General features: G+C 50.7%; 30 protein-coding genes, 1 tRNA gene, 1 other RNA gene and 2 pseudogenes. 13 read left to right on the forward strand and 21 right to left on the reverse strand.

Annotation, left to right across the window (positions count from 1 at the left end; translation table 11 throughout):
- The 3 genes from KQI26_RS07090 to KQI26_RS07100 all read right to left on the reverse strand — a co-directional run bounded on the left by KQI26_RS07090 (nt 1) and on the right by KQI26_RS07100 (nt 2,071).
- Nucleotides 1-951, reverse strand: a complete 951-nt coding sequence (locus KQI26_RS07090; protein WP_216503886.1) for a ParB/RepB/Spo0J family partition protein — start codon at nt 949-951, stop codon at nt 1-3.
- Entirely contained in the window at nt 908-1,732 is an 825-nt protein-coding gene (locus KQI26_RS07095) for a ParA family protein (protein WP_216503887.1), read from the reverse strand. The genes KQI26_RS07090 and KQI26_RS07095 overlap by 44 nt, the downstream gene beginning before the upstream one ends.
- A 263-nt stretch (nt 1,733-1,995) precedes the next feature.
- Nucleotides 1,996-2,071 (reverse strand) — tRNA-Ala (locus tag KQI26_RS07100).
- Nucleotides 2,072-2,410: 339 nt separating this feature from the next.
- On the opposite strand from KQI26_RS07100, the gene KQI26_RS07105 reads away from it, so the two are divergent.
- From KQI26_RS07105 to KQI26_RS07115, 3 genes are all read left to right on the forward strand, one after another.
- Entirely contained in the window at nt 2,411-2,572 is a 162-nt protein-coding gene (locus tag KQI26_RS07105) for a hypothetical protein (RefSeq protein WP_216503888.1), read from the forward strand.
- Nucleotides 2,569-3,030: a glycosyltransferase gene (locus tag KQI26_RS07110; RefSeq protein ID WP_216503889.1), complete on the forward strand. Its 462-nt coding sequence runs from the start codon at nt 2,569-2,571 to the stop codon at nt 3,028-3,030. Before KQI26_RS07105 ends, KQI26_RS07110 begins: the two co-directional genes overlap by 4 nt.
- A 64-nt stretch (nt 3,031-3,094) precedes the next feature.
- A complete protein-coding gene (locus KQI26_RS07115) occupies nt 3,095-3,658 on the forward strand; it encodes a M48 family metallopeptidase (RefSeq protein WP_216503890.1) in 564 nt (187 codons plus the stop codon).
- A 283-nt stretch (nt 3,659-3,941) separates the two neighbouring features.
- Here KQI26_RS07115 and KQI26_RS07120 read toward each other — a convergent pair whose 3' ends face one another.
- Nucleotides 3,942-4,292 (reverse strand): helix-turn-helix transcriptional regulator, encoded by a 351-nt coding sequence (locus KQI26_RS07120; protein ID WP_216503891.1) that lies wholly within the window; start codon nt 4,290-4,292, stop codon nt 3,942-3,944.
- A 257-nt stretch (nt 4,293-4,549) separates the two neighbouring features.
- Here KQI26_RS07120 and KQI26_RS07125 point away from each other — a divergent pair, with 257 nt between their 5' ends.
- Genes KQI26_RS07125 through KQI26_RS07140 form a run of 4 tightly spaced genes read left to right on the forward strand, consistent with a single transcriptional unit; the run spans nt 4,550 to nt 7,106 of the window.
- Nucleotides 4,550-5,125: a TetR/AcrR family transcriptional regulator gene (locus KQI26_RS07125; RefSeq protein ID WP_216503892.1), complete on the forward strand. Its 576-nt coding sequence runs from the start codon at nt 4,550-4,552 to the stop codon at nt 5,123-5,125.
- Nucleotides 5,122-5,805, forward strand: a complete 684-nt coding sequence (locus KQI26_RS07130; protein WP_216503893.1) for an ABC transporter ATP-binding protein — start codon at nt 5,122-5,124, stop codon at nt 5,803-5,805. The genes KQI26_RS07125 and KQI26_RS07130 overlap by 4 nt, the downstream gene beginning before the upstream one ends.
- 4 nt (nt 5,806-5,809) lie before the next feature.
- Nucleotides 5,810-6,949, forward strand: coding sequence for an FtsX-like permease family protein (locus KQI26_RS07135; RefSeq protein ID WP_216503894.1), 1,140 nt, complete (start codon nt 5,810-5,812; stop codon nt 6,947-6,949).
- A 13-nt stretch (nt 6,950-6,962) separates the two neighbouring features.
- Entirely contained in the window at nt 6,963-7,106 is a 144-nt protein-coding gene (locus KQI26_RS07140; protein ID WP_216503895.1) for a cysteine-rich KTR domain-containing protein, read from the forward strand.
- A gap of 188 nt (nt 7,107-7,294) precedes the next feature.
- Here KQI26_RS07140 and KQI26_RS07145 read toward each other — a convergent pair whose 3' ends face one another.
- From KQI26_RS07145 to KQI26_RS07175, 7 genes and pseudogenes are all read right to left on the reverse strand, one after another.
- A complete protein-coding gene (locus tag KQI26_RS07145; RefSeq protein ID WP_253292730.1) occupies nt 7,295-7,624 on the reverse strand; it encodes a WG repeat-containing protein in 330 nt (109 codons plus the stop codon).
- A gap of 12 nt (nt 7,625-7,636) precedes the next feature.
- Nucleotides 7,637-7,768: pseudogene (locus KQI26_RS15735) on the reverse strand (WG repeat-containing protein); the annotation flags it as partial.
- Nucleotides 7,765-7,947, reverse strand: a complete 183-nt coding sequence (locus KQI26_RS15740) for a WG repeat-containing protein (protein WP_216503897.1) — start codon at nt 7,945-7,947, stop codon at nt 7,765-7,767. The pseudogene KQI26_RS15735 and the gene KQI26_RS15740, both read right to left, overlap by 4 nt.
- Nucleotides 7,934-8,665, reverse strand: coding sequence for a hypothetical protein (locus KQI26_RS07160; RefSeq protein WP_216503898.1), 732 nt, complete (start codon nt 8,663-8,665; stop codon nt 7,934-7,936). Before KQI26_RS07160 ends, KQI26_RS15740 begins: the two co-directional genes overlap by 14 nt.
- A 19-nt stretch (nt 8,666-8,684) precedes the next feature.
- Nucleotides 8,685-8,987 (reverse strand): HTH domain-containing protein, encoded by a 303-nt coding sequence (locus KQI26_RS15745; RefSeq protein WP_216503949.1) that lies wholly within the window; start codon nt 8,985-8,987, stop codon nt 8,685-8,687.
- Nucleotides 8,891-9,763 carry a cation-transporting P-type ATPase gene (locus KQI26_RS07170; RefSeq protein ID WP_216503899.1) on the reverse strand — a complete coding sequence of 291 codons (873 nt, stop codon included), beginning with the start codon at nt 9,761-9,763 and terminating at the stop codon, nt 8,891-8,893. Before KQI26_RS07170 ends, KQI26_RS15745 begins: the two co-directional genes overlap by 97 nt.
- Before the next feature lie 179 nt (nt 9,764-9,942).
- Nucleotides 9,943-10,380, reverse strand: a complete 438-nt coding sequence (locus tag KQI26_RS07175) for a helix-turn-helix domain-containing protein (protein ID WP_216503900.1) — start codon at nt 10,378-10,380, stop codon at nt 9,943-9,945.
- Nucleotides 10,381-10,548: 168 nt separating this feature from the next.
- Here KQI26_RS07175 and ffs point away from each other — a divergent pair.
- The 4 genes from ffs to recR all read left to right on the forward strand — a co-directional run bounded on the left by ffs (nt 10,549) and on the right by recR (nt 13,416).
- Nucleotides 10,549-10,816: signal recognition particle sRNA large type (gene ffs, locus KQI26_RS07180), an RNA gene on the forward strand.
- A 66-nt stretch (nt 10,817-10,882) separates the two neighbouring features.
- Nucleotides 10,883-12,430, forward strand: coding sequence for a DNA polymerase III subunit gamma/tau (dnaX, locus tag KQI26_RS07185; RefSeq protein ID WP_216503901.1), 1,548 nt, complete (start codon nt 10,883-10,885; stop codon nt 12,428-12,430).
- Nucleotides 12,431-12,499: 69 nt separating this feature from the next.
- Nucleotides 12,500-12,814 carry a YbaB/EbfC family nucleoid-associated protein gene (locus tag KQI26_RS07190; RefSeq protein WP_371744105.1) on the forward strand — a complete coding sequence of 105 codons (315 nt, stop codon included), beginning with the start codon at nt 12,500-12,502 and terminating at the stop codon, nt 12,812-12,814.
- A gap of 2 nt (nt 12,815-12,816) precedes the next feature.
- Nucleotides 12,817-13,416: a recombination mediator RecR gene (gene recR, locus KQI26_RS07195; protein WP_216503902.1), complete on the forward strand. Its 600-nt coding sequence runs from the start codon at nt 12,817-12,819 to the stop codon at nt 13,414-13,416.
- A gap of 247 nt (nt 13,417-13,663) precedes the next feature.
- On the opposite strand, the gene KQI26_RS07200 is transcribed toward recR, so the two are convergent.
- Nucleotides 13,664-14,440 (reverse strand): IclR family transcriptional regulator, encoded by a 777-nt coding sequence (locus tag KQI26_RS07200; RefSeq protein ID WP_216503903.1) that lies wholly within the window; start codon nt 14,438-14,440, stop codon nt 13,664-13,666.
- Between the two features lie 195 nt (nt 14,441-14,635).
- On the opposite strand from KQI26_RS07200, the gene KQI26_RS07205 reads away from it, so the two are divergent.
- Entirely contained in the window at nt 14,636-15,781 is a 1,146-nt protein-coding gene (locus KQI26_RS07205; RefSeq protein WP_216503904.1) for an alanine--glyoxylate aminotransferase family protein, read from the forward strand.
- 271 nt (nt 15,782-16,052) lie between these two features.
- Entirely contained in the window at nt 16,053-16,565 is a 513-nt protein-coding gene (locus tag KQI26_RS07210; protein WP_216503905.1) for an NUDIX domain-containing protein, read from the forward strand.
- 40 nt (nt 16,566-16,605) lie between these two features.
- Here the strand turns inward: KQI26_RS07210 and KQI26_RS07215 are convergent, their stop codons facing one another.
- The 9 genes and pseudogenes from KQI26_RS07215 to KQI26_RS07255 form a co-directional block, all read right to left on the reverse strand.
- The gene (locus KQI26_RS07215; RefSeq protein ID WP_118747598.1) at nt 16,606-16,944 is read right to left on the reverse strand and encodes a P-II family nitrogen regulator; all 339 of its coding nucleotides are present in this window, start codon (nt 16,942-16,944) and stop codon (nt 16,606-16,608) included.
- The gene (locus tag KQI26_RS07220) at nt 16,941-17,300 is read right to left on the reverse strand and encodes a hypothetical protein (protein ID WP_118747599.1); all 360 of its coding nucleotides are present in this window, start codon (nt 17,298-17,300) and stop codon (nt 16,941-16,943) included. The genes KQI26_RS07215 and KQI26_RS07220 overlap by 4 nt, the downstream gene beginning before the upstream one ends.
- 2 nt (nt 17,301-17,302) lie before the next feature.
- A complete protein-coding gene (locus KQI26_RS07225; protein WP_216503906.1) occupies nt 17,303-18,841 on the reverse strand; it encodes a DUF1538 domain-containing protein in 1,539 nt (512 codons plus the stop codon).
- A 329-nt stretch (nt 18,842-19,170) separates the two neighbouring features.
- A complete protein-coding gene (locus KQI26_RS07230) occupies nt 19,171-20,448 on the reverse strand; it encodes a tyrosine-type recombinase/integrase (protein ID WP_106999819.1) in 1,278 nt (425 codons plus the stop codon).
- Between the two features lie 79 nt (nt 20,449-20,527).
- Nucleotides 20,528-20,731, reverse strand: coding sequence for an excisionase (locus KQI26_RS07235; protein WP_055201461.1), 204 nt, complete (start codon nt 20,729-20,731; stop codon nt 20,528-20,530).
- 433 nt (nt 20,732-21,164) lie between these two features.
- Nucleotides 21,165-21,407, reverse strand: coding sequence for a helix-turn-helix domain-containing protein (locus KQI26_RS07240; protein ID WP_004611627.1), 243 nt, complete (start codon nt 21,405-21,407; stop codon nt 21,165-21,167).
- Nucleotides 21,408-21,413: 6 nt separating this feature from the next.
- Complete coding sequence (locus KQI26_RS07245) at nt 21,414-21,845, reverse strand: sigma-70 family RNA polymerase sigma factor (RefSeq protein ID WP_055201460.1); 432 nt, start codon at nt 21,843-21,845, stop codon at nt 21,414-21,416.
- Nucleotides 21,846-22,358: 513 nt separating this feature from the next.
- Nucleotides 22,359-23,128 (reverse strand): annotated as a pseudogene (locus KQI26_RS07250) (response regulator).
- A gap of 187 nt (nt 23,129-23,315) precedes the next feature.
- Nucleotides 23,316-25,688 carry an FtsX-like permease family protein gene (locus tag KQI26_RS07255; protein WP_216503907.1) on the reverse strand — a complete coding sequence of 791 codons (2,373 nt, stop codon included), beginning with the start codon at nt 25,686-25,688 and terminating at the stop codon, nt 23,316-23,318.

Raw genomic sequence — 25,688 nt, forward strand, 5'->3', positions numbered from 1 at the left:
TTAGCGGGAGTCACGCTCCGCTCTTCGGCGCAGAAAACTGGCATAATGCTCCAACGCCTTGCAGACATAATCCTCCGTCTGGTTCAAAGGCACTGATTTCGGGATAAGCTGCCTGACACGCTCCCCTCGCAACACGATTTTTTCCTTCTGGTTCGGCTTTTCTTCCTCCATGATGGCTTGGATGACCTCGGTTGTCAGCTTGCCCTCTTCAAAGAACTTCCTCATTCGGATAGTCTGGTCGTGAGATGGCGTGGAATCGGTCATGTCGATTTCGTCCACCACATCACGCTGGCAGTCCTCGTCCAGATAGGACAGCTCCACCGCTGGGCGCATCTTGATTCTGCCTTCGTCCACAAACTGAAGCAGCTCAGGGACAAGGTTCGTCAAGCGGACATAGCGACGAATTTGCTCTCGGCTCTCACCCGCTTCTGCGCCTATCTTTGATACGGACAGGGCATTAACTCCAGACAACTTCTCCACCAGTGGTGTAGAAGTTAAATCCGTTCTCTTTCCTTGCCTGCTCATTGCTTCAAGCCGCATTTTGTAGGCAAACGCCTTTTCGCTGGGCAGGATTTGTGAACGCTGGAAATTGCTCTCCACCATCAGAATCGTGGCTTCGTCTCTTGTTAGCTCCACGACCTCACAGCGCAGGGTATCCATACCGGCAAGCTCACACGCCCGTTTTCGCCGGTGTCCTGAGACAAGCTCATAGCGCCCATCGTCCTTTGGTCTCACCGTAGCGGGAGTAATCACCCCTCGCTCCTTGATGCTCTCCACAAGCTGGGTCATATCCTCATCGTCCCTCACCTTAAAAGGGTGGTCGGGAAAGCTGTCTATCAGCTCAATAGGAATGTCCCGTATTCTGGCGAGCTTCGCCTCCTCCCGCTGCTCCTGTGTAGAAAACAGGTCATCGAGCGTTGGCAGAACGAAGTCGCTCTTTCTGCCTTCCACTGGCTAACACCTCCCTTGTGAAGTCGGTATAAGCCTTTGACGCTGGGCTGCTCGGCTCATAGGCAAAAATACTCTTGCCCTTAGAACTCACCTCAGCGGCTTTTACAGCGCTGGGAATGGATGCCTTATAAATCCGCATGACGCTCCCAAAGTTCGCTCTAAGGGCTTCCACAGTGCTTCTGGCGAGGTTTGTCCGCCCATCCACCAGAGTCAGCAGAATACCGTCTATCTTCAGGCTGGGGTTGATGTGCTTCTTGACCTTTGAAACGGTCTGCAAAAGCTGGGTCATTCCCTTTGCCGGAAGATACTGCGCCTGAACAGGGATTATCACGCTGTCCGCCGCAGCAAGGGCGTTAAGCGTTATCATACCAAGCGAAGGCATACAGTCGATCAGGATATAGTCGTAATGGTCTTTTACCTGTTCGAGATATGTCCGCAGGGTGGTCTCTCTGCTCATTACCGTCACAAGGCTCATTTCAAGCGCTGACAGCTCCAGATTGGCGGGCAGGACATCGACCTTTTCCTCATGGTGCAGAATACCGCTCATGGGGTCGCTGGGTTCCTCCCGCATCACCTCAGCCAGCTTTGTCGCCAGCGTGATGGAGAGTGCGTCCGTATCCTGCCAGCCAAGACAGGTGGTAAGGTCGCCCTGGGGGTCTGCGTCAACGAGCAAGACCTTCTTGCCGTTCATGGCAAGCCCGATGCCCAGGTTGACCGCCGTAGTGGTCTTTCCCACGCCGCCTTTCTGGTTGCAGATGGCGATGGTTTTGCAGTCGCTCATTCGGCTTACCTCCTTTCCTTTAGATTCATAACCAAAAGTGTTTGCACACATCGGTTATGTAAGAGGGGAGGAATATCTTCGGAAATAAAAAAAGAGCGCTGGTTCATTCATCGAATGAGCCAGCGCTCTTAATAGGTAGGGGATTATTTGTCGGCAGGGAATTTGTGTTTGAATAGTGGAAATGTCGATTTGTCTATATTTTTGAATACAAAAAAAGACTTGTTACCTTTCGATAACAAGTCTTTTCCGGTCATCAGACCCTATGGTGGAGATAAGCGGGATCGAACCGCTGACCTCTTGAATGCCATTCAAGCGCTCTCCCAGCTGAGCTATACCCCCATATTTTGTTGTTTTCTTTTCTTTTTCTTTGCTGTCTCTCGACTGCTTGTTCATAATACCACAGGCTTTCTGCATTGTCAACGCTTTTTTCAAAATATTTTTCATTTTTTCTGGTCTCTCCGAAAAGAGGAGTTTTACCCCTCTTTTCACAGCATCACAGAAGCTTGAAATTTACGCCCATCATATGTGTAATCACAATAGTAAATGCCATTTTCTTGCCTGGGACAGATGCGTCGCCATCCTTTTCCCATGCATTCTCCTCTTGTCAAACCCGTAGGGCAATGCCAAAATAAAAATATATTTTTTGATTTGTTTTTATTGTGGAAGGAGGTCAGCACCATGCCCAGGGTGGCCTATTCCCTGGAAGAAAAACAGCGGCTGCGGCTGGAAAAGGTGGCCGCGTTGTGCGGCGCCATCCAAAAGGTATCCTCCCGCCAGACCCGGGCGGTGTTCTGCGACTTTCCCTGCACCGACATTCCCCCGGCTCTCTACAAAAAATGATCCGCACCGAAGGAAAAAAATACGGTCTGCCCGCTGACAATCTGCTCTTCACATCCGATATCGGCTATCCTCTGGGCTTTCCCCGAGAGGGTGTGATGGAACTGTTTCAGCTGTCCAATCTGTTCATCTGCCCTTCCTATTCCGAGTCCTTTGGCCTGACGGTGTTGGAAGCCGCCAGCCGGGGAAATTTCCTGGTGCTCAATCAGGCGGTGCCAGCCCTGCAGGAACTGGGTGAAAAACTGGGAGCCTACTTCCTCCGCTGGGATGCCCGGAACTTCGGTTTTGACACCCGAGAGACCTACAATCCTTCAGAACAGGCCTATTATGAGGATCACGGCCGGGATATTCTGCGCCGGATGGACAGCGATCCCACTCTTTTGGCCAAAACGCTGGTGCGCACCCATTACAGCCACTGGTGGGTGATGGAAAACCAGCTGCTTCCCTTACTGAAAGGATAGAGGCTCTTGTCCTGGGAATGAGAAGAGGGTATACTGAAAACAAACACGCCGGAAGGAGATTCCCATGCCCTCATCCCCTCTTTATCCCTATACCCTTCTTCGCAGCAAACGGAAAACACTGGCCCTCCAGATCACCCGGGAGGGCGAGATTGTGGTACGCTCCCCTCTGAAACTGCCGGAAGAAGAGATCCGCCGTTTTGTGGCGGAAAAGTCCCCCTGGATTCAGAAGCATCTGGAGCAAATTTCTGCCCGGCACAGTCAGGCCCTGCCGCCCCTCTCCCAGGAAGAGCGGGTTCGGCTGGGAAACCTGGCTTTGCAGGAGATTCCCCGGCGGGTAGAATATTTTGCCCCTCTGGTGGGGGTGGACTATGGCCGCATCACCATCCGGGCCCAGCACACCCGGTGGGGCAGCTGCTCTTCCAAAGGGAATCTGAATTTCAATTTCCTGCTGGTGCTCTGTCCGCCGGAAGTGTTGGACTATGTAGTGGTGCATGAACTGTGCCACCGGCTGGAAATGAACCACTCCGCCCGCTTTTGGAAGGGAGTGGAGCGGGTGCTGCCCGATTATTGCTCCCGCCGCGGGTGGCTTCGGGAACAGGGCGGCCTGCTGCTGGACAGGCTGAAATAGTCCTCACTCCCCCTTTTATTTTCTTCTCCCCTGGATACAGTGCAGATCGCTGCATCCAGGGGGAGTTTTGTTTTTTTACCCCTTCCCTCTGTTCTTCTCTTGACAAACTAACAGCGTTAGTGATAGCACAACTAATGCTATCGTAACTCTTTCGTACTTTTCCCCTTTACCCTTACTACACTTCGGAAGGGGTAAAATGGCTGATTTTTCGTAAAAAATGAGCAAAAAAGAAAAACGCGGCAAACTCCGTAGAGTCTGCTGCGTTTCAATGCAATTTCGGTGTTCAGTTGTCCTTTTCGACTTCGACGATGGCTTTCGCCGTTTCCGTAACGATATGCAATCCCTTATCATTCATCCCGTCGAGCAGAGTATCAAGCTGACGATGTTGTGTGCTTTTATCAGCGCTCTTGTCGGGGAAAAAGTATTGATCTACGGATATATCGTAACGGGTAACAAGCTCATAAAAGATTTGCAAGCTCGGCCGTTGTCCTTTGTTCTCTATATTCGCAAGATAGCGAGGCGATAAGTTCATATCGTCGCTGACCTTCTTGCGAGACTCGCCTCGTTTTGTTCTTGCCTCTTTTATAGCCTTTCCAAACGCCGTAAAGTCATAAAGTGGTACGGGTCTTTTCATAGCTAATATGTTCCTTTGTGCAAAAACAATTCCTACACTTATATTATACAGTTCATCTTCTTTCTCGGATATGATTACACAATTCATAGTGTTAGCCATTATAATTCCTTTAATTCATTAGGTGCGGTTTCTGTAATGAAACCAAATTAAACTTTTTTATGAATTTATATATATACTAGATTGACATAATTCTTTTTTTATACTATGATATAACAAGCGTTATAGAACAATCAATCCTGATAAAGGAGCTAACACATATGCCACCAAAAGCAAAATTTACGAAACAACAAATAGCGGAAGCAGGGTTAGATATTATTCGTAACGAAGGTATGGAAAATCTGACCGCCAGAGCTTTAGGAAAAAGGCTTGGAAGCTCGGCTTGTCCAATATTTACAGTGTTTGAAAATATGGAAGAGGTGCAAGCAGAAATTAACAAAGCGGCAAGAGCCGTTTATTCCGAATACGTCAAAAAAGGATTGGAAGAAGAATTAGCATTTAAGGGCATAGGCACGCAGTACATTATGTTTGCGATAAAAGAGCCTCGTTTGTTTCAATTATTGTTTATGTCGGAACAATCTCAACAGCCCTCTGTTTCAAACATATTACCCGTGATTGACGATAACTATGAGGCAATCTTGTTATCCGTTCAAAACTGCTATAATCTATCCAAAGAAAAATCAGAACGACTTTATAAGCATTTGTGGATATACACACACGGGATAGCGGTACTTTGTGCGACAAATATGTGTACCTTTGCGGCTGACGAAATTGCAAATATGATTTCCGAGGTTTTCAAAGGCACATTAAAAGAAATTATAGGAGCAGAACAATGATTACAGTATCAAATATTAAGAAGGCATACGGCGAAAAAAATGAGGTTTTGAAAGGCTTTGGTTTGCAAATTACTGACGGAGAATTTACCGTTATTTTAGGTGCTTCTGGATCGGGCAAATCTACGTTTCTAAATTGCCTTTCGGGGCTTGAATGTGTTGACGACGGTAGTATCAAATACAATGATGTGGATATTACAGAACTGTCCGACACAGCTCTTACCAAATTCCGAAAGGATAATATCGGTTTTATCTTTCAACAGTATTATTTGCTCCCCAATATGACCGTTGAAAAAAATGTAAGAATGGGAGCTGATCTTGCGAATAATCAAGAATACGAAGAAATTATAAAAGCCGTAGGGCTTGAAGAAAAAGCGAAGAAATATCCAAGTGAGCTTTCGGGCGGTGAACAACAAAGAGTATCAGTAGCTCGCGCTCTTGCCAAGAAACCCAAAGTTTTATTTTTGGACGAGCCTACGGGGGCGCTTGATGAAGAAACGGGCAGGCAAGTTCTTGATTATATCTGCAAATTACACAAGGAATACGGGTTTACCATTGTTATGGTTACACACAATCAGAACATAGCTGAAATGGCAAATACGGTTATAAAAATGAATAGCGGTAGAATAGCCGAGATTTACTCCAATTCGACACAAAAGACCGCATACGAGATCGGGTGGTAAGGTTATGATAATTGGAATTAAAGACACCTTAAAGTTATTTGGAATATCAATCATAGCTTGTTGCGCCGTTTTTGTTTGTACTCTGTTTTTGAATTACAATATAGATCTTGTTTCGATAGAAAATGAGATCACAACAGAAGCAGGTATTTTGATGTATAACGCACAAGTTTCAATGGGAAAAGTCACGGCAACCGTTACAGGTGGTTGTTTGGTTGCAACATCTATTGTTATGCTTTTGTTCTATGTAAAAAACTATATCGACACACACGGCAAAGAACTTGGAATACTTAAAGCTCTCGGCTATTCCAATATCAAAATTGCAAAACACTTTTGGGTATTCGGACTTTCCGTTTTTGTGGGTTGCATTTTAGGGTTTATAGTAGCTTTTCTCTATCTGCCTACATTTTATGAGATACAAAATGCAGAGGAGCTTTTTCCCGAACTCACCCCGCAATTTCACCCTTTTTTGACATTTGCTTTGGTGGGTATCCCTTCAATCGTTTTTACTGTTATATCGGTGTTATTTGCATACTTCAAGTTGAAAAATCCCGTATTGGATTTGTTACGAGAAAAGCGAGAAAGCAAATCAAAAATCAGCAAAGAAGATAAATCGAACACTCCATTTTTGAAAGGATTATCACATACAACGCTCAAAAGTAAAAAGGCACTTGTTTTCTTCATTGCATTCTCGGCGTTTTGTTTTTCAGCCATGGTACAAATGTCGTTGTCTATGAACGAACTTGCAAGTGAAACATTTGCTTGGATGATCTTGTTGATCGGATTGATACTTGCCTTTATAACTTTATTTCTATCCCTTACAAGTGTTGTAAAAGGTAATACGAAAACGATTGCTATGATGAGGGTATTCGGATATGAGGATAACATTTGCAGTCGTGCCATACTCGGAGCGTATAGACCTATCTCGTATATCGGTTTTGCAATCGGTACGGTTTATCAGTATGTATTACTTAAACTTGTGATGACCTTTGTATTTGCCGATATAGAAAATATGCCTGGATATAATTTTGATTTCAAGGCTCTTGTAATTACGCTAATTGCGTTTGCTATTACCTATGAGCTTATTATGTATCTATACTCCTTGAACATAAAGAAGCTATCTATTAAAAGTATAATGTTAGAATAGGGGCGCAAAATATATGCAAAACACAGAATTTATTTTGTGTCCCGTTTGCAAAAATAAACCCCGGCTGAAAATGCGGGAAGATATTATACTTGAAAACTTCCCGCTATTCTGCCCGAAATGCAAACAAGAAACGCTAATCAGCGTAAAGCGATTTTGAAGCGTTTCTTTTCCCAAAATTGAAATGGGCGGGAAGCCATTTTAGGGCTTTCCCGCCTTGATTACCCGTTAGCAAAGACGGGCGGGACTGTCAACGGCGGCGCATTTTATATGTGCCGTTCATCTTGACCGTTGACTGGCTCGGCTGGCTTTGCTATCTCCCACGCATCTCCCACGCATGATATTTTCTTATTTCTCCTTCATGGATAGTTTTACAATTCCCCATTTGCCGTCTTTCTTAACGCAAATCACCCCAGTATTGCTTTCCCGCATATCGGAGTAAATGGGTGGTAAAATCTCATATCCGCTGTGGTGTAACAACCCCCATTTCCCTTGTAGCTTTATTCTTATCAACTTATCAAAAATAGGATAGGCTTGCTGATACCTTATATCGACAAGGAGTTCACCTGTTATTTCGGAAACAACGCCCCATTTCCCGCCGACCCTCACAGCACATAAATCGTCATAGCCGCACCATATTTCATCAAACCAATCTTTGGTGATATACGCTCCAGCCATATTCAGCAAGCAATATTTTCCGTCTTTTTTACCCCATAAATTCTTTGAGAGAAAATGAAATTCTTCTTCATAAATGCATGGAATGAGAACATTTCCATTTACATCAAGAAGTCCATACAGCCCGTTTTTCTCAACACATATCAGGCCATTTTATTGGACTGAGATACTGTATCATACTCAATAGGAATGGCAATGGTTCCCTTTTCGCTTATAAAGCCCCACAATCCATCCTTTGAAACTTTAATCAGTCCGTTTTCACTGTGCCAGACCTCATCATAAGCCAATTCACATGGAACTTGAATGGTAGCTTTAATACAAGTCACCTTGAACACACCCCTTTTCTTGACATATCAGTGCTTGCTGATAGCTTCCTATCAGCCCGTAATAATTCATTATATCTGGATAACGATTTGACGGATGATAATAGTCCAGCACAATGACATCGTGACCATTCAGCCGTGTAAAATAGTAAAGGTTAGAGTTTTGCCTATCTTTGATGTTATATCCCAAAATGATATTGAGAGATGTTATGGTATATCCGCACACAATAATAGTTGGGTCAATCAGTTCGATTTCACGGCGCAATTCTGTGCAATCGAGCTGTGCATATTGCAAAATATTGTCTTTCTTAGAGTCTTTCGCTCCGTCACTCTTCTTCACATTGACAACGGCAATCTGGCGGAGCTGCTCATTTCCAAAATAGTGCATAGCCGCTTCGTCTCTAAACGGGCATAAATAGGTGGTTGATGTATGTAGTAGTCCTTGCGTCCATTGAGATACCCTTTTCCATGTAATGTGCTTTCCCATTTTTTCTTTGGTTAGCAAATGATCCTTTATTAAATCCCAGTCGCCTGTTCCGTGATATGCTTCTTTGAGCAGAAACAAGGGGCGCACTTTTTGGGAAAACCACTGCTCCGGGCAAACAATACCGTCTCGAATGAACACATTTTTACTGTGGTTAATATCATCCGAAGGTGCTTTGTTTTTCCATTCTTGAAATAGCAATTCAATATCGCTTATATATTTCTCTGTATGTTCCATTCTAAATCCTCCCGCATTTTTAGAAATCATCCCATAGAACCGATTTGCCAACGCTCAATTTCCAGCCTTTTAATGCTGTGTCATACTCGATCCATTCTCCTGCAATCCGAAGTGTTTCAATGTATCGCTGCACAGAGCGTTCTGATACCTCTAATTTTTCAGCTGATTCTCTTGTTGAGATACCAGGTGTTTTTTTAATAGCACTTAGTACAAATAGTGTGTTCGCTACAATGATACTGAAATTTTTATACTTTTTTGTTTGCGATATGCGTCCATAAGTATAAAGGGCATCAGCACCGCCATAAAGCGAATGAGCACCCAGGCAATGGAATGGGCCCCTTGATCAAACCCATCCTTCGGCCGCTTCTGGCTTCTGGGAAAGCCGCCGTAAACAGTATCCGATCCCACGGCCAGCACCACGCCCTCGCCGGTGCCGCCCATGACGGAAGACCCCATAAAAACCAGATTGTGACACTGGCTGTAAGCCCGGAACTTCCCCGGCGGGAGGGTTGTAGCGCGTTTTTCCAAAATCCCGCTTTCGCCGGTGATCACCGACTGGGAGACAAACAGATCCTTGGCCTCCAGCAGGCGAATGTCCGCCGGGATACGGTTTCCAGCCTGCAGCCGGACATAATCTCCCACCACCGGTTCATCGGCGGGAAGCTCCATCCACCGGCCATCCCGCCGCACCAGAACTTCGGAGGCGATCATCTCCGTCAGCCGGTCGGCCACCCGCTTGGCCCTCGGCTCCTGGATAAAGCGGATGATGCCGCTGACAAGCAGCATGCCCAGAATGATGATGGCCGTGGTCATATTGCGGCTGAAATTGGACGCGAGAAACACATCGGTCACAAGGGAGATGCTGGCCAACACCAGCAGAATCACAGCAAAGGGATTGACAAAAGCTCTTCGCAGCCGGTGAAGCACGGTATCGCTCTTTCGCCCTGGCCCGCTGTTTTTGCCGTGCTGCGCCCGGCTTTTTTCCGCTTCCTCCTGGCTGAGCCCCGCAGGAGAAACCCCTAGCTTCTGGTATAATGTTTCGGCATCCATACAGGCATAATCAAAAATCTGTTTTGGGGACAGATGGCTGGGACGCATTTTTCCACCTCCGCAGGATAATTTCCACGCTGCCACAGAATACTCGCAAAATGGCCTCTTCACCATGTTTGCGGTTATTATATCATACATCCCATTATCATACATCCCATTTTTTAAGTCCCATCCTTCTCTTGCTTTTTTCTTGCTTTCCCCGAAAAGTAAAACCTGTACCCTCTGGATCATGGCTGGAGTTCTTCCTGCTCCCAGGTGATGACCTCCACACCTTCTTCGGCTTTCATCTGCTGAAAGGCCACACTGCCCAGCACCACCAGCAGCACATAAAACAACAGGAACAAGGCCACCGCAATTCCTACTGCCTTCCAGATTCGCCGGCCCCTGCGTTTCTTTTCCGCCAGCTGACGGTTGAGCTCCACCAACTGCTCCACCAGCGCTTCCTCCTGTCCCCGGCTTTCTCTTCTGTCAGCCTCTCCACAGAGCAAATGGGATACATCGGTCTCCAGCACATCGGCCAGCTTCACCAGCAGATCGGCATCGGGCACCGACAGCCCTTGCTCCCATTTGGACACCGTCTGCCGCACCACATGAAGCCGCAGGGCCACCTCCTGTTGGGACAGTCCTTTTTCCTTCCGCAACTTTTTCAGGTTTTCTTCAAACATCACTTTCCCTCCTATGCTGCCCACCAATATAGCAAAGGCGCCATAAAAACACAAGCAACGCAAACTAACATAGGGAAAATTTCCGCATCCTCCCTTCTTTCCCCAAGAACCAGTTGATAAATCGGGGAAGATGTATTATAATATCTTTTGCAGCGGCGCTTGCCAAGGCTGCACTAACCGGGGAGTCAGCGGTTCCTTATCACCTGAAATCCGCTATATGCAGGGGTTAATTCCGTTTCAGAGGATTCGTCTTTTTGCCGTCTGCCTCGTATGTAAAGCTGAGAGAGATCGGTCCCGCGCAACAGACCGCCGTGAACCATGTCAGGCGGGGAACCGAGCAGCATTAAGCGGCACAGTCTGTGTGCCGCGGCCAACCGGTTTTGAGCCGAGCATACGGGTTACGGGCAAAGGGCGTCTTCGAGGAAGCGGTGTGCAGCCTTGGGAGTCGCCGCTGTTTTTTGTTTTTTCGTTTGTGTTTCTGCTTTCTTGGGAGGGAACTTTCGTGTCTCATCAGGCCCTTTATCGCAAATGGCGACCCATCACCTTTGACGATGTGGTGGGCCAGCAGCACATCACCGCCGCCCTCAAGGCCCAGGTCCAGACCGGGCGGCTGTCCCATGCCTATCTCTTCACCGGCACCCGGGGCACCGGCAAGACCACCTGCGCCAAAATTCTGGCCCGGGCGGCCAACTGTCTTTCCCCGGTGGACGGCAATCCCTGCAACCAGTGTGAAAACTGCCGGGCCGTGCTGGAAGATGCAGCCATGGATGTATCGGAAATCGACGCCGCTTCCAACAACGGCGTGGACAACATCCGGGAGATCCGGGAGGAGGTCAATTACGCCCCCACCGCTCTCCGTCTGCGTACCTATATCATCGACGAAGTGCATATGCTGTCACCGGGCGCTTTCAACGCTTTGCTGAAAACCCTGGAGGAGCCGCCGGAACACGCCTTGTTCATCCTGGCCACCACCGAGATCCACAAGGTGCCTGCCACCATCCTGTCCCGGTGCCAGCGGTATGATTTCCGCCGGATCTCCCCCGCCGCCATCGGCGACCGTTTGCTCACCATCGCCCGGGCGGAAAACCTGAGTCTTTCCCCCGAGGCCGCTTTGCTTCTGGCCCGGCTGGGCGACGGCTCCATGCGGGATGCCATCTCCCTTCTGGACCGTTGTGTGGCCGGGGATACCCCCATCGATCTGCATCATGTGCAAAGTTGTCTGGGAGTGGCGGAAAACCAGCAGCTTCTATCCCTCTTTTCCGCCTTGTGCAAAAAAGACGCCGCCCAGGCCCTGACGATGTTCTCCCAGTGTTATGACCAAGGCCGGGACATGATCTCTCTGTTTGACGAGCTTCTGTCCCTGATCCGGGATATTTATCTCATCCAATCGGTAAAGAATGCCGATAGCACCTTGACCGGCTCTTTCTTCACCACAGAAGAGCTGAAACAGGCCGCCAGCGAAGCTTCGCCGGAATTTCTGGATTTTGCCGCAGGGGTCATCGGCGAGACTCTTTCCCGGCTGACCCGCTCAGCCATCCGCCGGGCCGATGGGGAAATGTGCCTGCTCCGCCTGTGCCGCGGGCCGGTGCTCCTTTCTCCCGCGCCTCAGCAAAGCGCCCCAGCGGTGCCCGTTCCCCCTGTTTCCGCTCCGGCGGCACCGGCCGCGCCTGCGGCTCCCTCTGCTGCCCCCAAAGGGGAAGGCTCAAAGGGAAAGGGAAGTTCTTCTCCGGGAGATACCGACGCCCGTGACCGGTTTTTTGCCGCTTTGAAGGGCACGCCCATGAACCCGGCGGCTGCCGCCTACATCCGCCTGGCCCACTATTCCCTCAAGGGGGAGCTGCTGGTCATTGGCGTGGATGAAGAGGGGCTTTTGCTTCTGGACCGGCCCCGTGTGGTGACCCTTCTGGAGCAGGCCGCCCATAAGGCCGGATTCTCCAGTGTGCGGCTGCGGAGCAAATCGGCCGTCCCCGCCCAGGAAGAAGGGGCTTTGGATGAAGTGCTGGATACGGCCCGAAGCCTGGGTGTGGATGTACGCGAACAGCAGGATTGAGCTTTTTCGCAAAGCTCCTGGCAATACAATCAAAATACCAAAGAAAAGGTGGTTTATCCCATGAAAAAGATGCCTATGGGCGGTTTCAACATGAATAACCTGATGAAGCAGGCCCAAAAAATGCAGCAGGATATGGCCAAAAAGCAGGCTGAGCTGGAAGAGATGGAGTTCACCGCTTCTGCTGGCGGCGGCGCTGTCACCGCCACCATCAAGCAAAAGCAGCTCACCTCTCTCATCATCAAGCCGGAAGTCATCGATCCGGAGGATGCCGAGATGCTCTGCGACCTGGTGATGGCCGCCGTCAACGAGGCCATGAAGCAGTCTGATGACACCTACACCGCAGAGATGAACAAACTCACCGGCGGAATGGGCGGTCTGTTCTAATCATGAAATATTTCGCGCCGCCGGTGGAAAAGCTCATTGAGCAATTTGAGCGTTTGCCGGGCATCGGCTATAAAACGGCCCAGCGGCTGGCCTTTTTTGTGCTGGATCTGCCAAAGGACCAGGTGGAGGAATTCGCCAAAGCCATTCTGGATGCCAAACAAACGGTACACACCTGCAAGGTGTGCCAGAACCTCACCGATGGTGAGATCTGCTCCATCTGCTCCGACCCCATGCGGGACAAAGGGCTGATCTGCGTGGTCACCGATCCCAAGGATGTGGTAGCCCTGGAGCGTACCCGGGAATACAAGGGTCTTTACCATGTGCTTCACGGGGTGATCTCCCCCCTCAACGGCATCGGCCCCGATCAGCTGCGCATCAAGGAACTGTTGCAGCGGGTGGCCGACGAGGACATCCGGGAGGTCATCATGGCCACAAACCCGGACACCGAAGGGGAAGCCACGGCCATGTATCTTTCCCGGCTGCTCAAGCCATTTGGCGTGGCGGTGACCCGTCTGGCCTATGGTGTGCCTGTGGGCGGGCATCTGGAATATGCCGACGAAGTGACCCTCACCCGGGCCCTGGAAGGCCGCACTCAGATCTGAATACAGCAAAAGAGCGTGCCAAGAGGCACGCTCTTCAGACTGTCGAAAAACCTATATAACGAAAAGGGTCGTCCGCCCTACCCCTATAAATCCGCAAAAAGCCGCGACCTGTGCGTGGCTTTTTGCACTTCTCAAGGGGCAAGTGTGCGCCAGAGGCGTGCATACAGCCCCTTGCAAAAACTCGAAAAAGTGGCCTAAGCCACTTTTTCGACACGCTCAAGAGCGTGCCAAGAGGCACGCTCTTTTTTCATTCTTCATAGGCCAGCAGCTGGGACAGGCGCTGGGCGGTGCGCTGAACCTGGGGAATAATCCGGCGGATGTGTTCCGGCTCCATCCGGTGCAGCGGACCGGAAACGCTGATGCCAGCCACCACTTTTCCCGTGTAATCCCGCACCCCGGCGGCCACGCACCGGGCCCCCTGCTCGCACTCCTCGTCGTCCAGGGCATATCCCTGGCGCCCGATCTTCTCCAGCTCGGAAAGCAGCCCTTCCCGGGTGGTGATGGTATGGGAAGTCAGGGGTTCCAGACCATTTTCTGCAATATACTGCTCCAGGGAGGCGGTATCGTCGTTGAGCAGAAAGATCTTCCCCACGCCGGTACAATACAAGGGCGCCCGTTTTCCGATGCGCTGCATGATTTTCAGCATCCCATCGGGCCCTTCCACCACATCCACATAAACCACCTGCCGGTTTTCCTCAATGGCCAGACAGCAGCTTTCCCCACACCGGCTGGAAAGCTCCAGCAGCCAGGGATGGGCCAGGTTGCGGATATCCATCTGGGAAGAGACCTGGCTGCCGATCTGGGCAAATTTCAGCGTGAGGGAATAGCGCAGCGTCACCGGGTCCTGGTTGGCATAGCCGTGAAGCAGCAGAGTGTTCACCAGTCGCAATGCAGTGCTGGCCGGAAGACCGCAGGCCACCGCCAGATCCCCCAGGCGCATAGGCTCCCGGGAAGAAGCCAGCACCTCCACCAGCTGCAATGCCTTTTCCACCGATTGATTCACTTTGGCCAGCTTCTTTTCCATGGTCCTGCCCCCGTTTTTCATTTTACACAATGAAATTATAGACTATTTGCACGGAATCCTCAACTGATTTTCGTCGCATCCTCCTTTGACTTTCCCCCATGGGGATGCTACAATAAAAACAGAAAAATGGAATCGAAATATCATTTCACTTTGTAAAATCCGCTTCCATCGTTTTGAAAAGGGGTGTTTTTGATAATGAAAGAGAAAACCATGGTGATGATCCCCGGCCCCACGCCGGTGGTACGCTCCATCCAGGAGGAAATGGGCCGGGAGATTCAGGCCTTCGGCGATCCTCGCTTTGTGAAGGATTTCAAGAGCGTCATTGACGATCTGGGCCAGCTGTTCGGCTGCGACGGCAAGACATTCGTGGTGGCCGGCACCGGCACACTGGCAATGGAAATGGCCATCTCCAACATGACCCGCCGGGGAGATAATGTGCTCATCGTCTCCAATGGCTTCTTCGGCGACCGGTTCATCGACATCTGTGAGCACAAAGGGCTCAACGCCGATGTGCTGAAGGCCGAATGGGGCAGCGTGGTCTCTCCGGAAGAGATCCGCAAAAAGCTGAGCGAAAAGCATTACGCCGCTATGACAGTCACCCATGTGGACACCGCCACCGGTGCCGCCGCCGACATCGCCGCCATCGGCGAAGTGATGCGGGACTTCCCCGAGACCATCTACATCGTGGACGGCGTGGCCGCCACCGCCGGTGAATATGAGAACCTGGCAGAGATGAACATCGATGTGCTCTTCACCGCTTCCCAGAAGGCCTTCGGCGTCTGCCCCGGCCTGCTTCTGCTGTGGGCCAACAAAAAGGCCATGGAAAGAAGAGCCACTCTGGGCGTCATTCCCGAGTATTACTGCGACTTTGACAAGTGGGTGCCCATCATGGACGACACCTCCAAATACTTCGCCACCCCGGCCATCAACCTGGTGTGGGCCATGAAGGAATCGGTGCGCATCATCAAGGAAGAGGGCATGAAGGCCCGCTACGAGCGCCACCTGAAGAACGCCCGGGCCATGCAGAAGGCTCTGGAGTCCATCGGCCTTGTGCCTCTGGCCAAGGAAGGCTGCCGGGCTGTGACTCTGAGCAACCTGCTCTATCCCGAAGGCATGGACGATGCCAAGTTCCGGGCCACTCTGCTGGAAGAGGGCATCATCGTTGCCGGCGGTCTGGGCGCCTATGCAGGCAAGATGTTCCGTCTGGGCCATATGGGCAACATCGACATCAATGACGAAGTGGCCGTGCTGGGCGTCATCGAAAGAGCCATGAATCAGTGCGGTCAGAAGGTGCCTTACGGCAAGGCCGTGGGCGTCTATCTGGAAGAAATGGCAAAATAACGATTTTGATTCCATTGACATGCAAAAAGGGGCGGCTCAGCCGCCCCTGAGCGTGTCGAAAAAGTGGCTTAGGCCACTTTTTCGAGTTTTTGCAAGGGGCTGTATGCACGCCTTTGGCGCACACTTGCCCCTTGAGAAGTGCAAAAAGCCACGCACAGGTCGCGGCTTTTTGCGGATTTATAGGGGTAGGGCGGACGACCCTTTTCGTTATATAGGTTTTTCGACAGTCTGAGGGGCGGCTCAGCCGCCCCTTTCTTTTCTCGGAGGATTTATGGAATTCTGGCAGCTTTACGATGAACAAACCGACGCTCCCCTTCCCCGGCCCCATCCCCGGAGCGAGCCCCTGCCCCCCGGCACATTCCACAAAGCGGTAGGCGTGTGGATCGTGGACGAGGAAAACCAATTTCTTCTCACTTTACGCAGCCCGGAGAAAAGGGAATATCCCCTTTGCTGGGAAAATCCCGGCGGCGGTGTGCAGTGGGGGGAAGAAAGCCTTACGGCCGCTTTGCGGGAGCTGAAGGAAGAGACAGGCATCCTGGCCCATCCGGGACAACTGCGCTTTTTATGCTCCACTCGGGCCAAGGGACGACAGATGGACTCCTTTCTGCTGCGCACTTCCGTGCATCCCAAGGAAGTGCGGCTGCAAAAGGGAGAAACGGTGGCGGTGTGCCGCGTTTCCTATGAAATATTGCTGGAAATGGCCCGCACCGGCCGTCTGGCCGCTCCCATCGGCAAAACCCTGCTTCTTCTCCGCCCTGCATTGGAAAAGGCTCTGAACCAATAACGAAAAAGGCTTCTGGCATTTTGCCAGAAGCCTTTTTGAGCTATTGCTGCGAAAAATCGGGCAGGCTGTCCTCGGGCGCCATCCCCACAGCATCCTCCACCGGCAGGGAAAACACCAGACCCCGGGCCTCCTGATTGAGCCCGGCCTGGGCACAAATGGCCTTCATAATGCCCGCCTTGTGCTCTTTTTCCACCAGCAGCAATACCATTTCCTTTTCCGACTGGATGGTCACGCCATAAAACCGGTCCCGGGCCTCATCCCCGGCCCCTCGGGCATGGAGAATGGTGCCTCCCCGGGCCCCGGCTGACCGGGCCGCCTTCATCACATCATCGGCATAGCCCCGCTCCACAATGGCTACAATCAATTCGTTTTCTCTCATTGCTCTCCCTTTCCCCCCAGCAGCAGTTCAAAACTCACCCGGCCTACCACACTGGATACCGGGATGGTAAAGGCAATGCCTTCGCCGGGGCTATCCATGGAAAACTTCTCTTTCATTCCCTCCAGCATCCGCTGGGCCACTGGGCGGGAGGCGGTGCACAGCACCACATCCTTTTTGCTGTCCCCCAGGCCCAGGTAGTTGAGGATATCCTGGCTGGCGGTACCTCGTCCCAGGGCCACCAGACGCACCTTTCCGCCGCAGGAGGCACAAAAGATGGCAATCTTTTCTCCCTGCCCCCGGGCAGCCACCGCCACAAACAGGAGGATCCGCCGGCTCTCTTCTTGCTTTTTTGCCATAGTTATCCCTCCATTTCGATGAGTTCGGTCTCGTCCAAAGCAAATTTCTCTCTGGGCTGCTTCTTCTGGCGATATACCGACCACAGGCCCAGGATCTGAATGGCCAGCAAGGGGGTCATGGCCACCATGGCCACGATGCCGAAAGCATCAGAGAGCACATTGCCCCCCATGGCCTGGCAGGCCCCCATGGCAAAGGGCAGCAGGAATGTGGCCGTCATCGGCCCGGAGGCCACACCACCGGAGTCAAAGGCCACAGCGGTAAATATCTTGGGTACAAACAAAGTGAGCATCAAAGCCACCAGATAGCCGGGTAACAGGAAATACCAGATGCTCACGCCCCAGATCACCCGAGCCATGGCCAGCCCCAGGGAAACGGCCACGCCGCACATCAGGCTGATGAGCATGGCGCTGCGGGAGATGGTACCGCCGGAGATCTCTTCCACCTGCTTGTTGAGCACATGCACCGCAGGCTCGGCGGCCACCACGAAAAATCCCATCACCATGCCGATGGGAACAAGAACCCACCGATAGGAAAGGGCGGCGATGGCGCCTCCCAGGAAATTCCCTGCGGACAAAAAACCGATGTTGGCTCCTGTGAGAAAGAGAACCAGCCCCACATAGGTATAGGCGGCACCCACGCCCACCCGGATCATCTGCCGTCGGGGCAGGTGGAGAAAGAGCACCTGGAACAACGCGAATGCCCCCAGAATGGGCAGGAGGGCAATAAGCACTTCCTTGGCATAATGAGGAAAGGCCTGGATGTATTGAGAAACGATCTCGCCCAGGCTCTGGGGTGTTTCCGGCACCGTGGCGCCATAGGCCCCACCGGCGGCATCATAGAACTGGCTGAGCAGCAGCACTGCCAAAATCGGGCCGATGGAGCACAGCGCCACCAGTCCGAAGCTGTCGTCATGAGCGCTGCGGCCGCCTCGGACCGCAGCCACACCGATGCCTAGCGCTAGGATAAAGGGCACCGTAATGGGGCCGGTGGTGACGCCGCCAGCGTCAAAGGCCACTGGCAGAAACCCCGGCTGCACCCAAATGGCCAGGAAAAACACCAAGCCGTAGCAGACCATCAAAATCAAACGCAGACTTTTTTGAAAAATAATGCGCAGCAACGCGGCCACCAAAAACAGGCCCACCCCTGCCGCCACCAGAAAGATCAGCGGCTTATCCGGCACAGCCGGCACCTGCCGGGCCAGCACCTGGAGATCGGGCTCGGCCACCGTGATGAGTACCCCCATCACCAGCGCAGTAACAATCAAGAATTTCAGGTTTTTGGAGCGAGTCAGCTGTGCGCCGATTCGCTCCCCCATGGGCATCATGGACAGATCGGCCCCCAGGGAAAACAGGCACATTCCCACGATCAACAGGAGCAACCCCACCAAAAAGGAGCCGAACATCCCCCCGGGCATGGGGGCGATGGTAAAATGAAGCAGCAGTACGATCAAACCAATAGGCATTACGGCGCTAAAAGATTCCAGGAACTTTTCCCGAATCTTTCGCAGAGCACTTCTTCTGACTTCCAATTTGTTTGGCATGTTACGACCCCTTCCCCCTTTTTTCTTTTTCATTTGTGAATACAAAATGCATATTCCCTTCTTCATCCCTCCTTTTTGCGCCTTTTACTTTTCGCCATTCCTCTGAATTATTTCAACAAAACAGCAAATTTTAAGGCAATTTTATTTTTTCCAAAATCATTTAATAGATTTCTAATTATCTCTTTAGATGTTCTTATATGCCGGTATAGCCCGTTATTCCGGGCTTTTCCGGCACTTTTCATATCGGAAGAACCTCACAAATCTTTTTATTACCCCTTATGTTTTCGCTCTCAAAAGTAGTAAAAGCAGTAGTAAATTCTGCGTACTACTTATGCCGCCTTGGTTTCCTCGGCGCTTTCCGCCGCAGGCTCCGGCTTGGCCTCTGCGGTGGTTTTTGCCTTGGCTTGCAGCCGTTCCATTTCCTCCTGTGCGGAATGGAAAGTAGCGTGGGCGTAATAGTTCAGCGTCATTACAATGTTGGCGTGTCCCATGATGTACTGCAATGCCTTGGGGTTCATGCCCGCGTTTGCCATTCTGGTACAGAATGTATGCCGCATGGTGTGCGGCGTCATCACATCGGGCAGCGGCTCCTTGTGGCACTTGTTGTACTTCTTGGCAAGGCACTTGAACATGGCGTCATAGTTGACGGCGGTTTTGGGCAGGCCGTCCCGGTTCAGGAACAGGAAGTCCTTATAACCGTCAACCTCAATGCACCTGCCGTCCCTGCGCTTCTTCAACACGCGCTCAAACGCTTCATAGGCGGCTGCGCTCATAGGCACTTGACGGAATCCGCTTTCTGTTTTTGGCGCTTCGGTATAGTAACCGTCCTCGGTGCTTCTCAAAAGCTGGTGGTCTACATTCACAAAGCGCTTCTCAAAATTCAGGTCGGCTGGCGTCAGGCCGCAGAGTTCGGAAATACGAAGCCCGGTTTCCAGCAGGATCACCACCTCGTCATAATACTTGGCATAGACGGGATCGTTCTGCATGAAGTCCAAAAGCTCGTTTTCCTGTGTAGGGGTAAGCGGCACCTTTGGTACGGTATCGTCGTTGATAACCTCATTGATCTGGAAGTCAAAGGGATTCTTGCGGAGGCAATCGTCCTGTACGGCCATATAAAAGATGGCTTTTAAGGAACGCTTGCTGTTGCAGATGGTGTTGTAGGCAACGCCCTTTTCCTGCATACGCAAGGCCCATTCTTTCGCGTCAGACAGCTTCACGCTGTCAATGCTGGCCGCGCCCAGCTTATCTTCGGACAGAAGTTTCATCAACTGCTGGCGGCTCTTTTGGGTTCCTTTCCGCACATTCCCGCGCTGCCGGGTGTACTTTTCATAAAGCTGGCACACGGTCATTTTCTTGCCGATGGTGTCTATCCCGTCGTCAAGGTCTTTCTGTATCTGCTTGATTTTCTCGCGCAGGGAAAGACAGGGCCGTTTCCCGGCAGGTACTTTGTCGGTGGGTACTAACTTCCATGAGTAAACAAACTGGGGTTCTCCAAAGGTGTTAATGTATTTGTAAGCGTATCTTCCATCTGATCGCTGGCTCTCTCCAGACTTCAAAAGGCGGCCTTTGTTGTCCCGTCTTTTTTCATCTCGTTCTTTTCTTGGCATTTCGTCATGCTCCTTTCCATGACGGAAAGAGCCTTGACACGCTTATAACCTATTATAACACGCGCAAGGCCCTTTTTCACTATATTGTGTCAAGGGAATCAATGATTTTTTCAAACTGCTTCCGCTTGATCTGGATGCGGTTGCCGTTCAGGATCACCCAGCCAGCGGTGGGGTTTTCCTCGGAAAGCCGACGCAGTTTGTTTTCCCCAATCCGAAAATATTTGGACGCTTCCTCAATGGTAAGCGTGTATTTTTCCCAAATAGGCACATCGTTATTACTCATAACAAGGCCCCCTTTCTTTTCAAAACAAAGGTTGTTTTTGTGAAAGTGGGCAGAAAAGAACGGACGGCTGCTGGCACAGCTCCACGGGAATCTCACCCCCGCGTGGTTCTCACGCGGCCCTGCTCGTTGCCTGCGACGCTTCAAACGCTCGGACTACGACGGCAAGGGAGTATCATTGTCCTATCTGCGCGTCGTCGCCCGCAGGCTGCCACACCTGCTTTACGGCACGGTAAAATCGCTCCGCTTACCCCAATGAGGGAAAGCCTCTTGGCGCACCTGCCGCCCGGCTCGGCACAGACAGAATGTATCCGTCTGCCCTATGACGCGCCGCCATTGTCCTGCGGGCGTATTTGTCAAGGAGCAAAGGGGCCGCCGGGAAAACAGGCAGGCGGGGAAAGGGAAAGCCGCCTGTCTATGGCCGGGGCCTTAACCGTCAGTCGCCAATGGGACTAACGATGGAATGGATCAGCTTGATTTGCAATCGGCGCTTCATATACTCGTCAATGCAGATATGAGGCTGGCCGCTGCCGTCATAGAGCGTCCGGGTACACAGCTTATTGATATAGCCGTCGTAATGCTGCAAGACACGCTCCACGGCTTCGGCGTTACCGGCGCAGGCCGCGTCGATCACAAAATCCGGCAGAGGGCTTTTGCCCTTGTAACTGGATTGCTTCATCCGCGTTTAACCTCCCTCCGGCATGAACGCCATCAATTTTATACGCAAGTCTTTCAGGGTGCTTGTCCTGTGGCGCTGTACTGCGCTGCGGGACATTCCCATCAGGCGGCCGATTTCTTCGTCAGTCAAATCCAGAACAAAGCGGAGAATCAAAATACTCTGCTCGTCTTTTGGCAGGCTGGCAAACGCTTCGGCCACAAGCTCGTTGTCGATATGTAGGTCATAGCCATGCGAACTGAATGTAAAGCTGTCGCAGGAATACCGATCTACGGTCGAGAGCTTGTCCCAATCAGCCGGGGAAACAGCGTCCAGCGACACTTCACGGTCGCGGCGGCACTTCATTTCCCGCAGATAATCTATCGCCTCATGGTACAGAACCAGCTTGCAATAGCGGTCAAACTGGCTCCATTCACCGTATTTGCGGGGGATCGCTTCCATCTTCTCACCCCCTTTCTATGGGGGATGTGGTGGTTCTCTCCCTTTCCGCCAATAGAGCGAATGGAATCTCTCTGGCTGCCCGCTAAACGCCTCCTTTTTTCACTTTTTTGAAATTTCTTTTTGCGCCGGATAGCAGGCCGCAGGAAATAACAAAATTCGCCCGGCAGGTCAAAGACCCACAGGGCGAAACAAAAAGCAATATGTTCTTTTCCTACATGGTATAGTACATACTCATAGCCGCTTGTCCCCGCTGCCGGGGGACGGCTTTTTTTGACAGGCTAACCCCTGTCGGATTTTGTCGAAGTAGTTTTCGTTGCATAGCGGCTCCCTCCTAAAGCCGCCATGCCAGAACACGGTGCAGGGGTCGTCGAAGCAAACAGAAACGGCGGCCTTGATCTACTCAAAACCGCCGTATCGTCAGTGATACAGGAAAGCGCACGAAATCCTCTGCCCGTCAGCGGTTTTTTTCTTTTCCCCGCTGTGGAGGCAGATGTTTGGATATGTAAGCTCGTTTCATTCCACAAAGAACAGAACCCGCCGGATCAGCTCTGGGATATTGACCGGGGCGGTGATATAGTCGTTCACGCCCTCATGCCGGTATTCATATTCCGTGGCAAGGTCGTTGTTCTCGGTGAGGATAAAGAACGGAAGAAGCCGGACAGGGGGATTCTTCATTTGGAACATCCCCGCCACCCGCCGCAGCGTATGAAACAACTCCATTGCTGTGCCGTCCGGCAGTTCCACATCGCACAAGATCAGGTCTATTTCCTTATCCTCAAAAATCCGGCGCTTGGCCTCCCCAATCGAGGAAACCAGAATCAGGTCAAAGCCCTTTTGCAGCATGGCAGCCCGCAGCACTTCAGCGCTGGTATCTTCCACATGGACAAAGAGCAGCTTGTGAAAAGTCGGGGCCTTTTCGCCGGATAACTGCCGGTAAGCGTATTCCACCAGCTTATCTTGCAGCAATAGCCCTTTCATTTTGTCCATGCACAGCGTCGCGCCCCGGCGCATAGCCTCTTGTTCGTAGTCGTCCCTGTCATGGCAGGACGCCAGAATAAAAGGCAGCTCCTTGTCTGCGGCCCGCACCTCGTCCAGAAAGTCCATGCCGGAACCGTCCGGCAGGTCGAGATCACAGCAGACCACCAGCGGCATTTCCTCTTGGATGGCGGCCGCGCTTCTTTCAGCGTACAAGCCGTTTTCACCGGGTAGCCCCGGTGCTGTAAGTATTTTTGCAGACACCATGTATAGGTGTCGCTGTCGTCGATCAGCAGTATCTTTTTCATGTGTCCTCACCCCCAATATTGATTTACCACAAGCATAAACTACAAATGTTACACAAATGTCCGAGGTACCTTTGATTTCGACAGAAAAACAGGCTGAATTGTTACAACGCTCGGACATTTCAAAAATTTTTTTGAGAAATGGCGAAAAAAGCGGGGCAGCACACGCCGCCCCGCCACTTCCAAAAGGTTATTCCATTGCCCGCATTTGTTCAATCAGGGATTGTTTTTTCTGTCTGCGGACTGTCCATACAGACAAAATCAGCTCCATTCCGAACAATACCAGAATGAACAGACCCATTTCCAAAACCGGGAATTTGTAAGGCACTACTTTTCCGGCAAAAGCTCCTACACTAAATTTGCTGCAAGCAAAGATGGAAGCCGGAAGCCCAACGATCAGCGTCGCCAATGTTGCAAAGAGCGCATAGCACAGCCCCTCACAGATGTTCATTTTACATAGCTGCTTTTGCGTCAGTCCGATGGAACGCAAAACACTGTTTTCCTGTTTTCTGGACATTTGATTAGAGAGGGTCGTGTTGATCAGGTTGATAACGCCAAAGAGGAATACCAGCCATGAAAGTACCTCTATACTGCCAAATACAAAAGCATTTATATTTTTTTCATACTCAATTATAGTGTCAATATTTTCTAACGCAATATCAGTATGAGTGGCTACAATATTTTTCAATTCAGACTCTACATTGTCCGCTTTTTTCGGATCACTTGCAATGTTCCATGAATAGTCAAACGAAGCTATTTCTGGATGTAATTCATGGAATAATGCTTCCGTTGCAAATTCAAGTGGAGCGTCAACTGGGACTGTTCCATGTCCATCAGTTGGTATGCTATCGTTGTCAAACACCCCTGATATAGTAACAGGAATAGTTGATTTCCCAGAGGTAACTTCAACCGTTTCTCCCACTCTTATATTATCACGATTACTTGTATGCGAATCAATTATGATGCTGTGTGCATCCGCTGGCATAGTTCCCTCTATCAATGCAGCTTCAACCGCAGAATAATTTTGTTCAGTTAGTATATCACACCAACCAGCCTCATCAATTCCGTTGGCACGATAATTTATATGAAGGCTTTGCCTTTTTGTAATCACATCGGTTACACCATCAATGGCCAAAATTTCCTGCTTCAATTTCTCATTCAATGGATTTCCCGCTGCCATAGCTTCTTCTACTGCCAACTCGGAATGTAAATAAATTTTATAGTCACCATACGGATAAATCTGCCTTGCAAGTGCCTCTGGGGAGCGCAGCAAAACCATGGAGGATACCACAAGCAGGATAATTCCGCCCAAACTCAAAGACGCTATAATAGAGATTGTCTTTTTGCGGTCACGCTTAAAATTCGCAATTCCCATTGAAACAGGATTGAGCTTGATATTCTTTTTCCGGCTGCGGATGTCCTTTTGCACCGGGGTAAAACGGACGGCTTCAATGGGGGAAATCCCTGCCGCGATTTTCACCGGCTTACGGATGGAAATAGACACCATGATCCAACTGCTTATGAGTGTCAGGGAAACCATAACGACATAGGAAACAGCGTTAAATCCCTTGGAAAACAGAAGAAAACCGCAGCATACGCCCAGCACTGTACCAACCAAAATTCCGATACTGCCGAGTTTGCGTCCCTCCCGCTTTACAATCCGCTTGATTTGCTTTGGCGTTGCACCAATCGTCCGAAGCTGTCCGTAGCTCCTAATTTTGTCATTGATGGAGATACGGAAGATACTCTGAATCACAATATAGCCGCCGATCAGAACAATAACAATCACACCAACAATCGGTAAAAAATCAAAGGATTTAGAAGCATAAGCAAAATACTTGTTGTTCATGCTGGGATTAGGAAGCTGATATTCCTCTGCAATCTCCCTGCAATAAGAGGTTATCAGTTCCTCGCCCAACTGGTCGCTGTTTTTGAAATGGACATAGGCGCGATACCCAGCCGGATCAAACCCTTTCCATTCTGTCAGGGCAGCTTTGGAAAGAATGATAGCGCAGGTATTCGCTTCTTTTTCATTTACGCTGTCCATAATGCCGGTAACGACATAATCACCATGAAAACTCTCGGTATCTAAGGTCACAGTGTCCCCGATCTTGGCATTGTTTCCATAGGTGGAGAGAAAGTATTCGCTTACGACAACTTCATTTGCTTTTTGGGGCAGATTCCCCTCCAATAGCTTCATTTGGTCGCGCCCAATCTCCATCATTTCTGCGTCATTATATACATAAGAGGCATGATAGCCCTGTTCCGAAAGTTCCTCACCGAGCATATAGTAGCCGCCTACGCGCTCAAACTCCGGCAGTCCTTTCAGGGTTTCAATGTCGTTTTCCTCTACGCCCAGCCAGACCGCCTCATAAGTATCGACAACCTGATTGCGCTGCATTTGTGTCAGGGAAGTAGCTACAATTCCCGTAAAGCAGATCAGAAATGCCGCCAGCGCAACGGCAATCACTACCATCAGATTCCGGCGCTTCTCGCTTTTCAAACTTTTATTTGCCAGCTTCTTTGTAATGGCGCTGGTATCATTTTCAAAAGGCCATGTCAT

Origin of the sequence: Intestinimonas sp. MSJ-38 (assembly GCF_018917925.1) — a bacterium.
Lineage (GTDB): Bacteria > Bacillota > Clostridia > Oscillospirales > Butyricicoccaceae > Pseudobutyricicoccus.

Excerpts from the sequence above, each read along its gene's own strand:
- KQI26_RS07120 (WP_216503891.1), bottom strand. The coding sequence starts at position 4,292 with ATGAAAAGACCCGTACCACTTTATGACTTTACGGCGTTTGGAAAGGCT.
- KQI26_RS07235 (WP_055201461.1), bottom strand. The coding sequence starts at position 20,731 with ATGAGTAATAACGATGTGCCTATTTGGGAAAAATACACGCTTACCATT.
- KQI26_RS07255 (WP_216503907.1), bottom strand. The coding sequence starts at position 25,688 with ATGACATGGCCTTTTGAAAATGATACCAGCGCCATTACAAAGAAGCTG.
- KQI26_RS07115 (WP_216503890.1), top strand. The coding sequence starts at position 3,095 with ATGCCCTCATCCCCTCTTTATCCCTATACCCTTCTTCGCAGCAAACGG.
- KQI26_RS07105 (WP_216503888.1), top strand. The coding sequence starts at position 2,411 with ATGCCCAGGGTGGCCTATTCCCTGGAAGAAAAACAGCGGCTGCGGCTG.
- KQI26_RS07125 (WP_216503892.1), top strand. The coding sequence starts at position 4,550 with ATGCCACCAAAAGCAAAATTTACGAAACAACAAATAGCGGAAGCAGGG.
- KQI26_RS07160 (WP_216503898.1), bottom strand. The coding sequence starts at position 8,665 with ATGGAACATACAGAGAAATATATAAGCGATATTGAATTGCTATTTCAA.
- KQI26_RS07225 (WP_216503906.1), bottom strand. The coding sequence starts at position 18,841 with ATGCCAAACAAATTGGAAGTCAGAAGAAGTGCTCTGCGAAAGATTCGG.
- recR (WP_216503902.1), top strand. The coding sequence starts at position 12,817 with ATGAAATATTTCGCGCCGCCGGTGGAAAAGCTCATTGAGCAATTTGAG.
- KQI26_RS07240 (WP_004611627.1), bottom strand. The coding sequence starts at position 21,407 with ATGAAGCAATCCAGTTACAAGGGCAAAAGCCCTCTGCCGGATTTTGTG.
- KQI26_RS07210 (WP_216503905.1), top strand. The coding sequence starts at position 16,053 with ATGGAATTCTGGCAGCTTTACGATGAACAAACCGACGCTCCCCTTCCC.
- KQI26_RS07175 (WP_216503900.1), bottom strand. The coding sequence starts at position 10,380 with ATGTTTGAAGAAAACCTGAAAAAGTTGCGGAAGGAAAAAGGACTGTCC.
- KQI26_RS07220 (WP_118747599.1), bottom strand. The coding sequence starts at position 17,300 with ATGGCAAAAAAGCAAGAAGAGAGCCGGCGGATCCTCCTGTTTGTGGCG.
- KQI26_RS07110 (WP_216503889.1), top strand. The coding sequence starts at position 2,569 with ATGATCCGCACCGAAGGAAAAAAATACGGTCTGCCCGCTGACAATCTG.
- KQI26_RS07215 (WP_118747598.1), bottom strand. The coding sequence starts at position 16,944 with ATGAGAGAAAACGAATTGATTGTAGCCATTGTGGAGCGGGGCTATGCC.
- KQI26_RS07140 (WP_216503895.1), top strand. The coding sequence starts at position 6,963 with ATGCAAAACACAGAATTTATTTTGTGTCCCGTTTGCAAAAATAAACCC.
- KQI26_RS07145 (WP_253292730.1), bottom strand. The coding sequence starts at position 7,624 with ATGGCTGGAGCGTATATCACCAAAGATTGGTTTGATGAAATATGGTGC.
- KQI26_RS07190 (WP_371744105.1), top strand. The coding sequence starts at position 12,500 with ATGCCTATGGGCGGTTTCAACATGAATAACCTGATGAAGCAGGCCCAA.
- KQI26_RS07095 (WP_216503887.1), bottom strand. The coding sequence starts at position 1,732 with ATGAGCGACTGCAAAACCATCGCCATCTGCAACCAGAAAGGCGGCGTG.
- KQI26_RS07170 (WP_216503899.1), bottom strand. The coding sequence starts at position 9,763 with ATGCGTCCCAGCCATCTGTCCCCAAAACAGATTTTTGATTATGCCTGT.
- KQI26_RS07135 (WP_216503894.1), top strand. The coding sequence starts at position 5,810 with ATGATAATTGGAATTAAAGACACCTTAAAGTTATTTGGAATATCAATC.
- KQI26_RS07230 (WP_106999819.1), bottom strand. The coding sequence starts at position 20,448 with ATGCCAAGAAAAGAACGAGATGAAAAAAGACGGGACAACAAAGGCCGC.
- KQI26_RS07205 (WP_216503904.1), top strand. The coding sequence starts at position 14,636 with ATGAAAGAGAAAACCATGGTGATGATCCCCGGCCCCACGCCGGTGGTA.
- KQI26_RS07245 (WP_055201460.1), bottom strand. The coding sequence starts at position 21,845 with ATGGAAGCGATCCCCCGCAAATACGGTGAATGGAGCCAGTTTGACCGC.
- KQI26_RS07130 (WP_216503893.1), top strand. The coding sequence starts at position 5,122 with ATGATTACAGTATCAAATATTAAGAAGGCATACGGCGAAAAAAATGAG.
- KQI26_RS07200 (WP_216503903.1), bottom strand. The coding sequence starts at position 14,440 with ATGGAAAAGAAGCTGGCCAAAGTGAATCAATCGGTGGAAAAGGCATTG.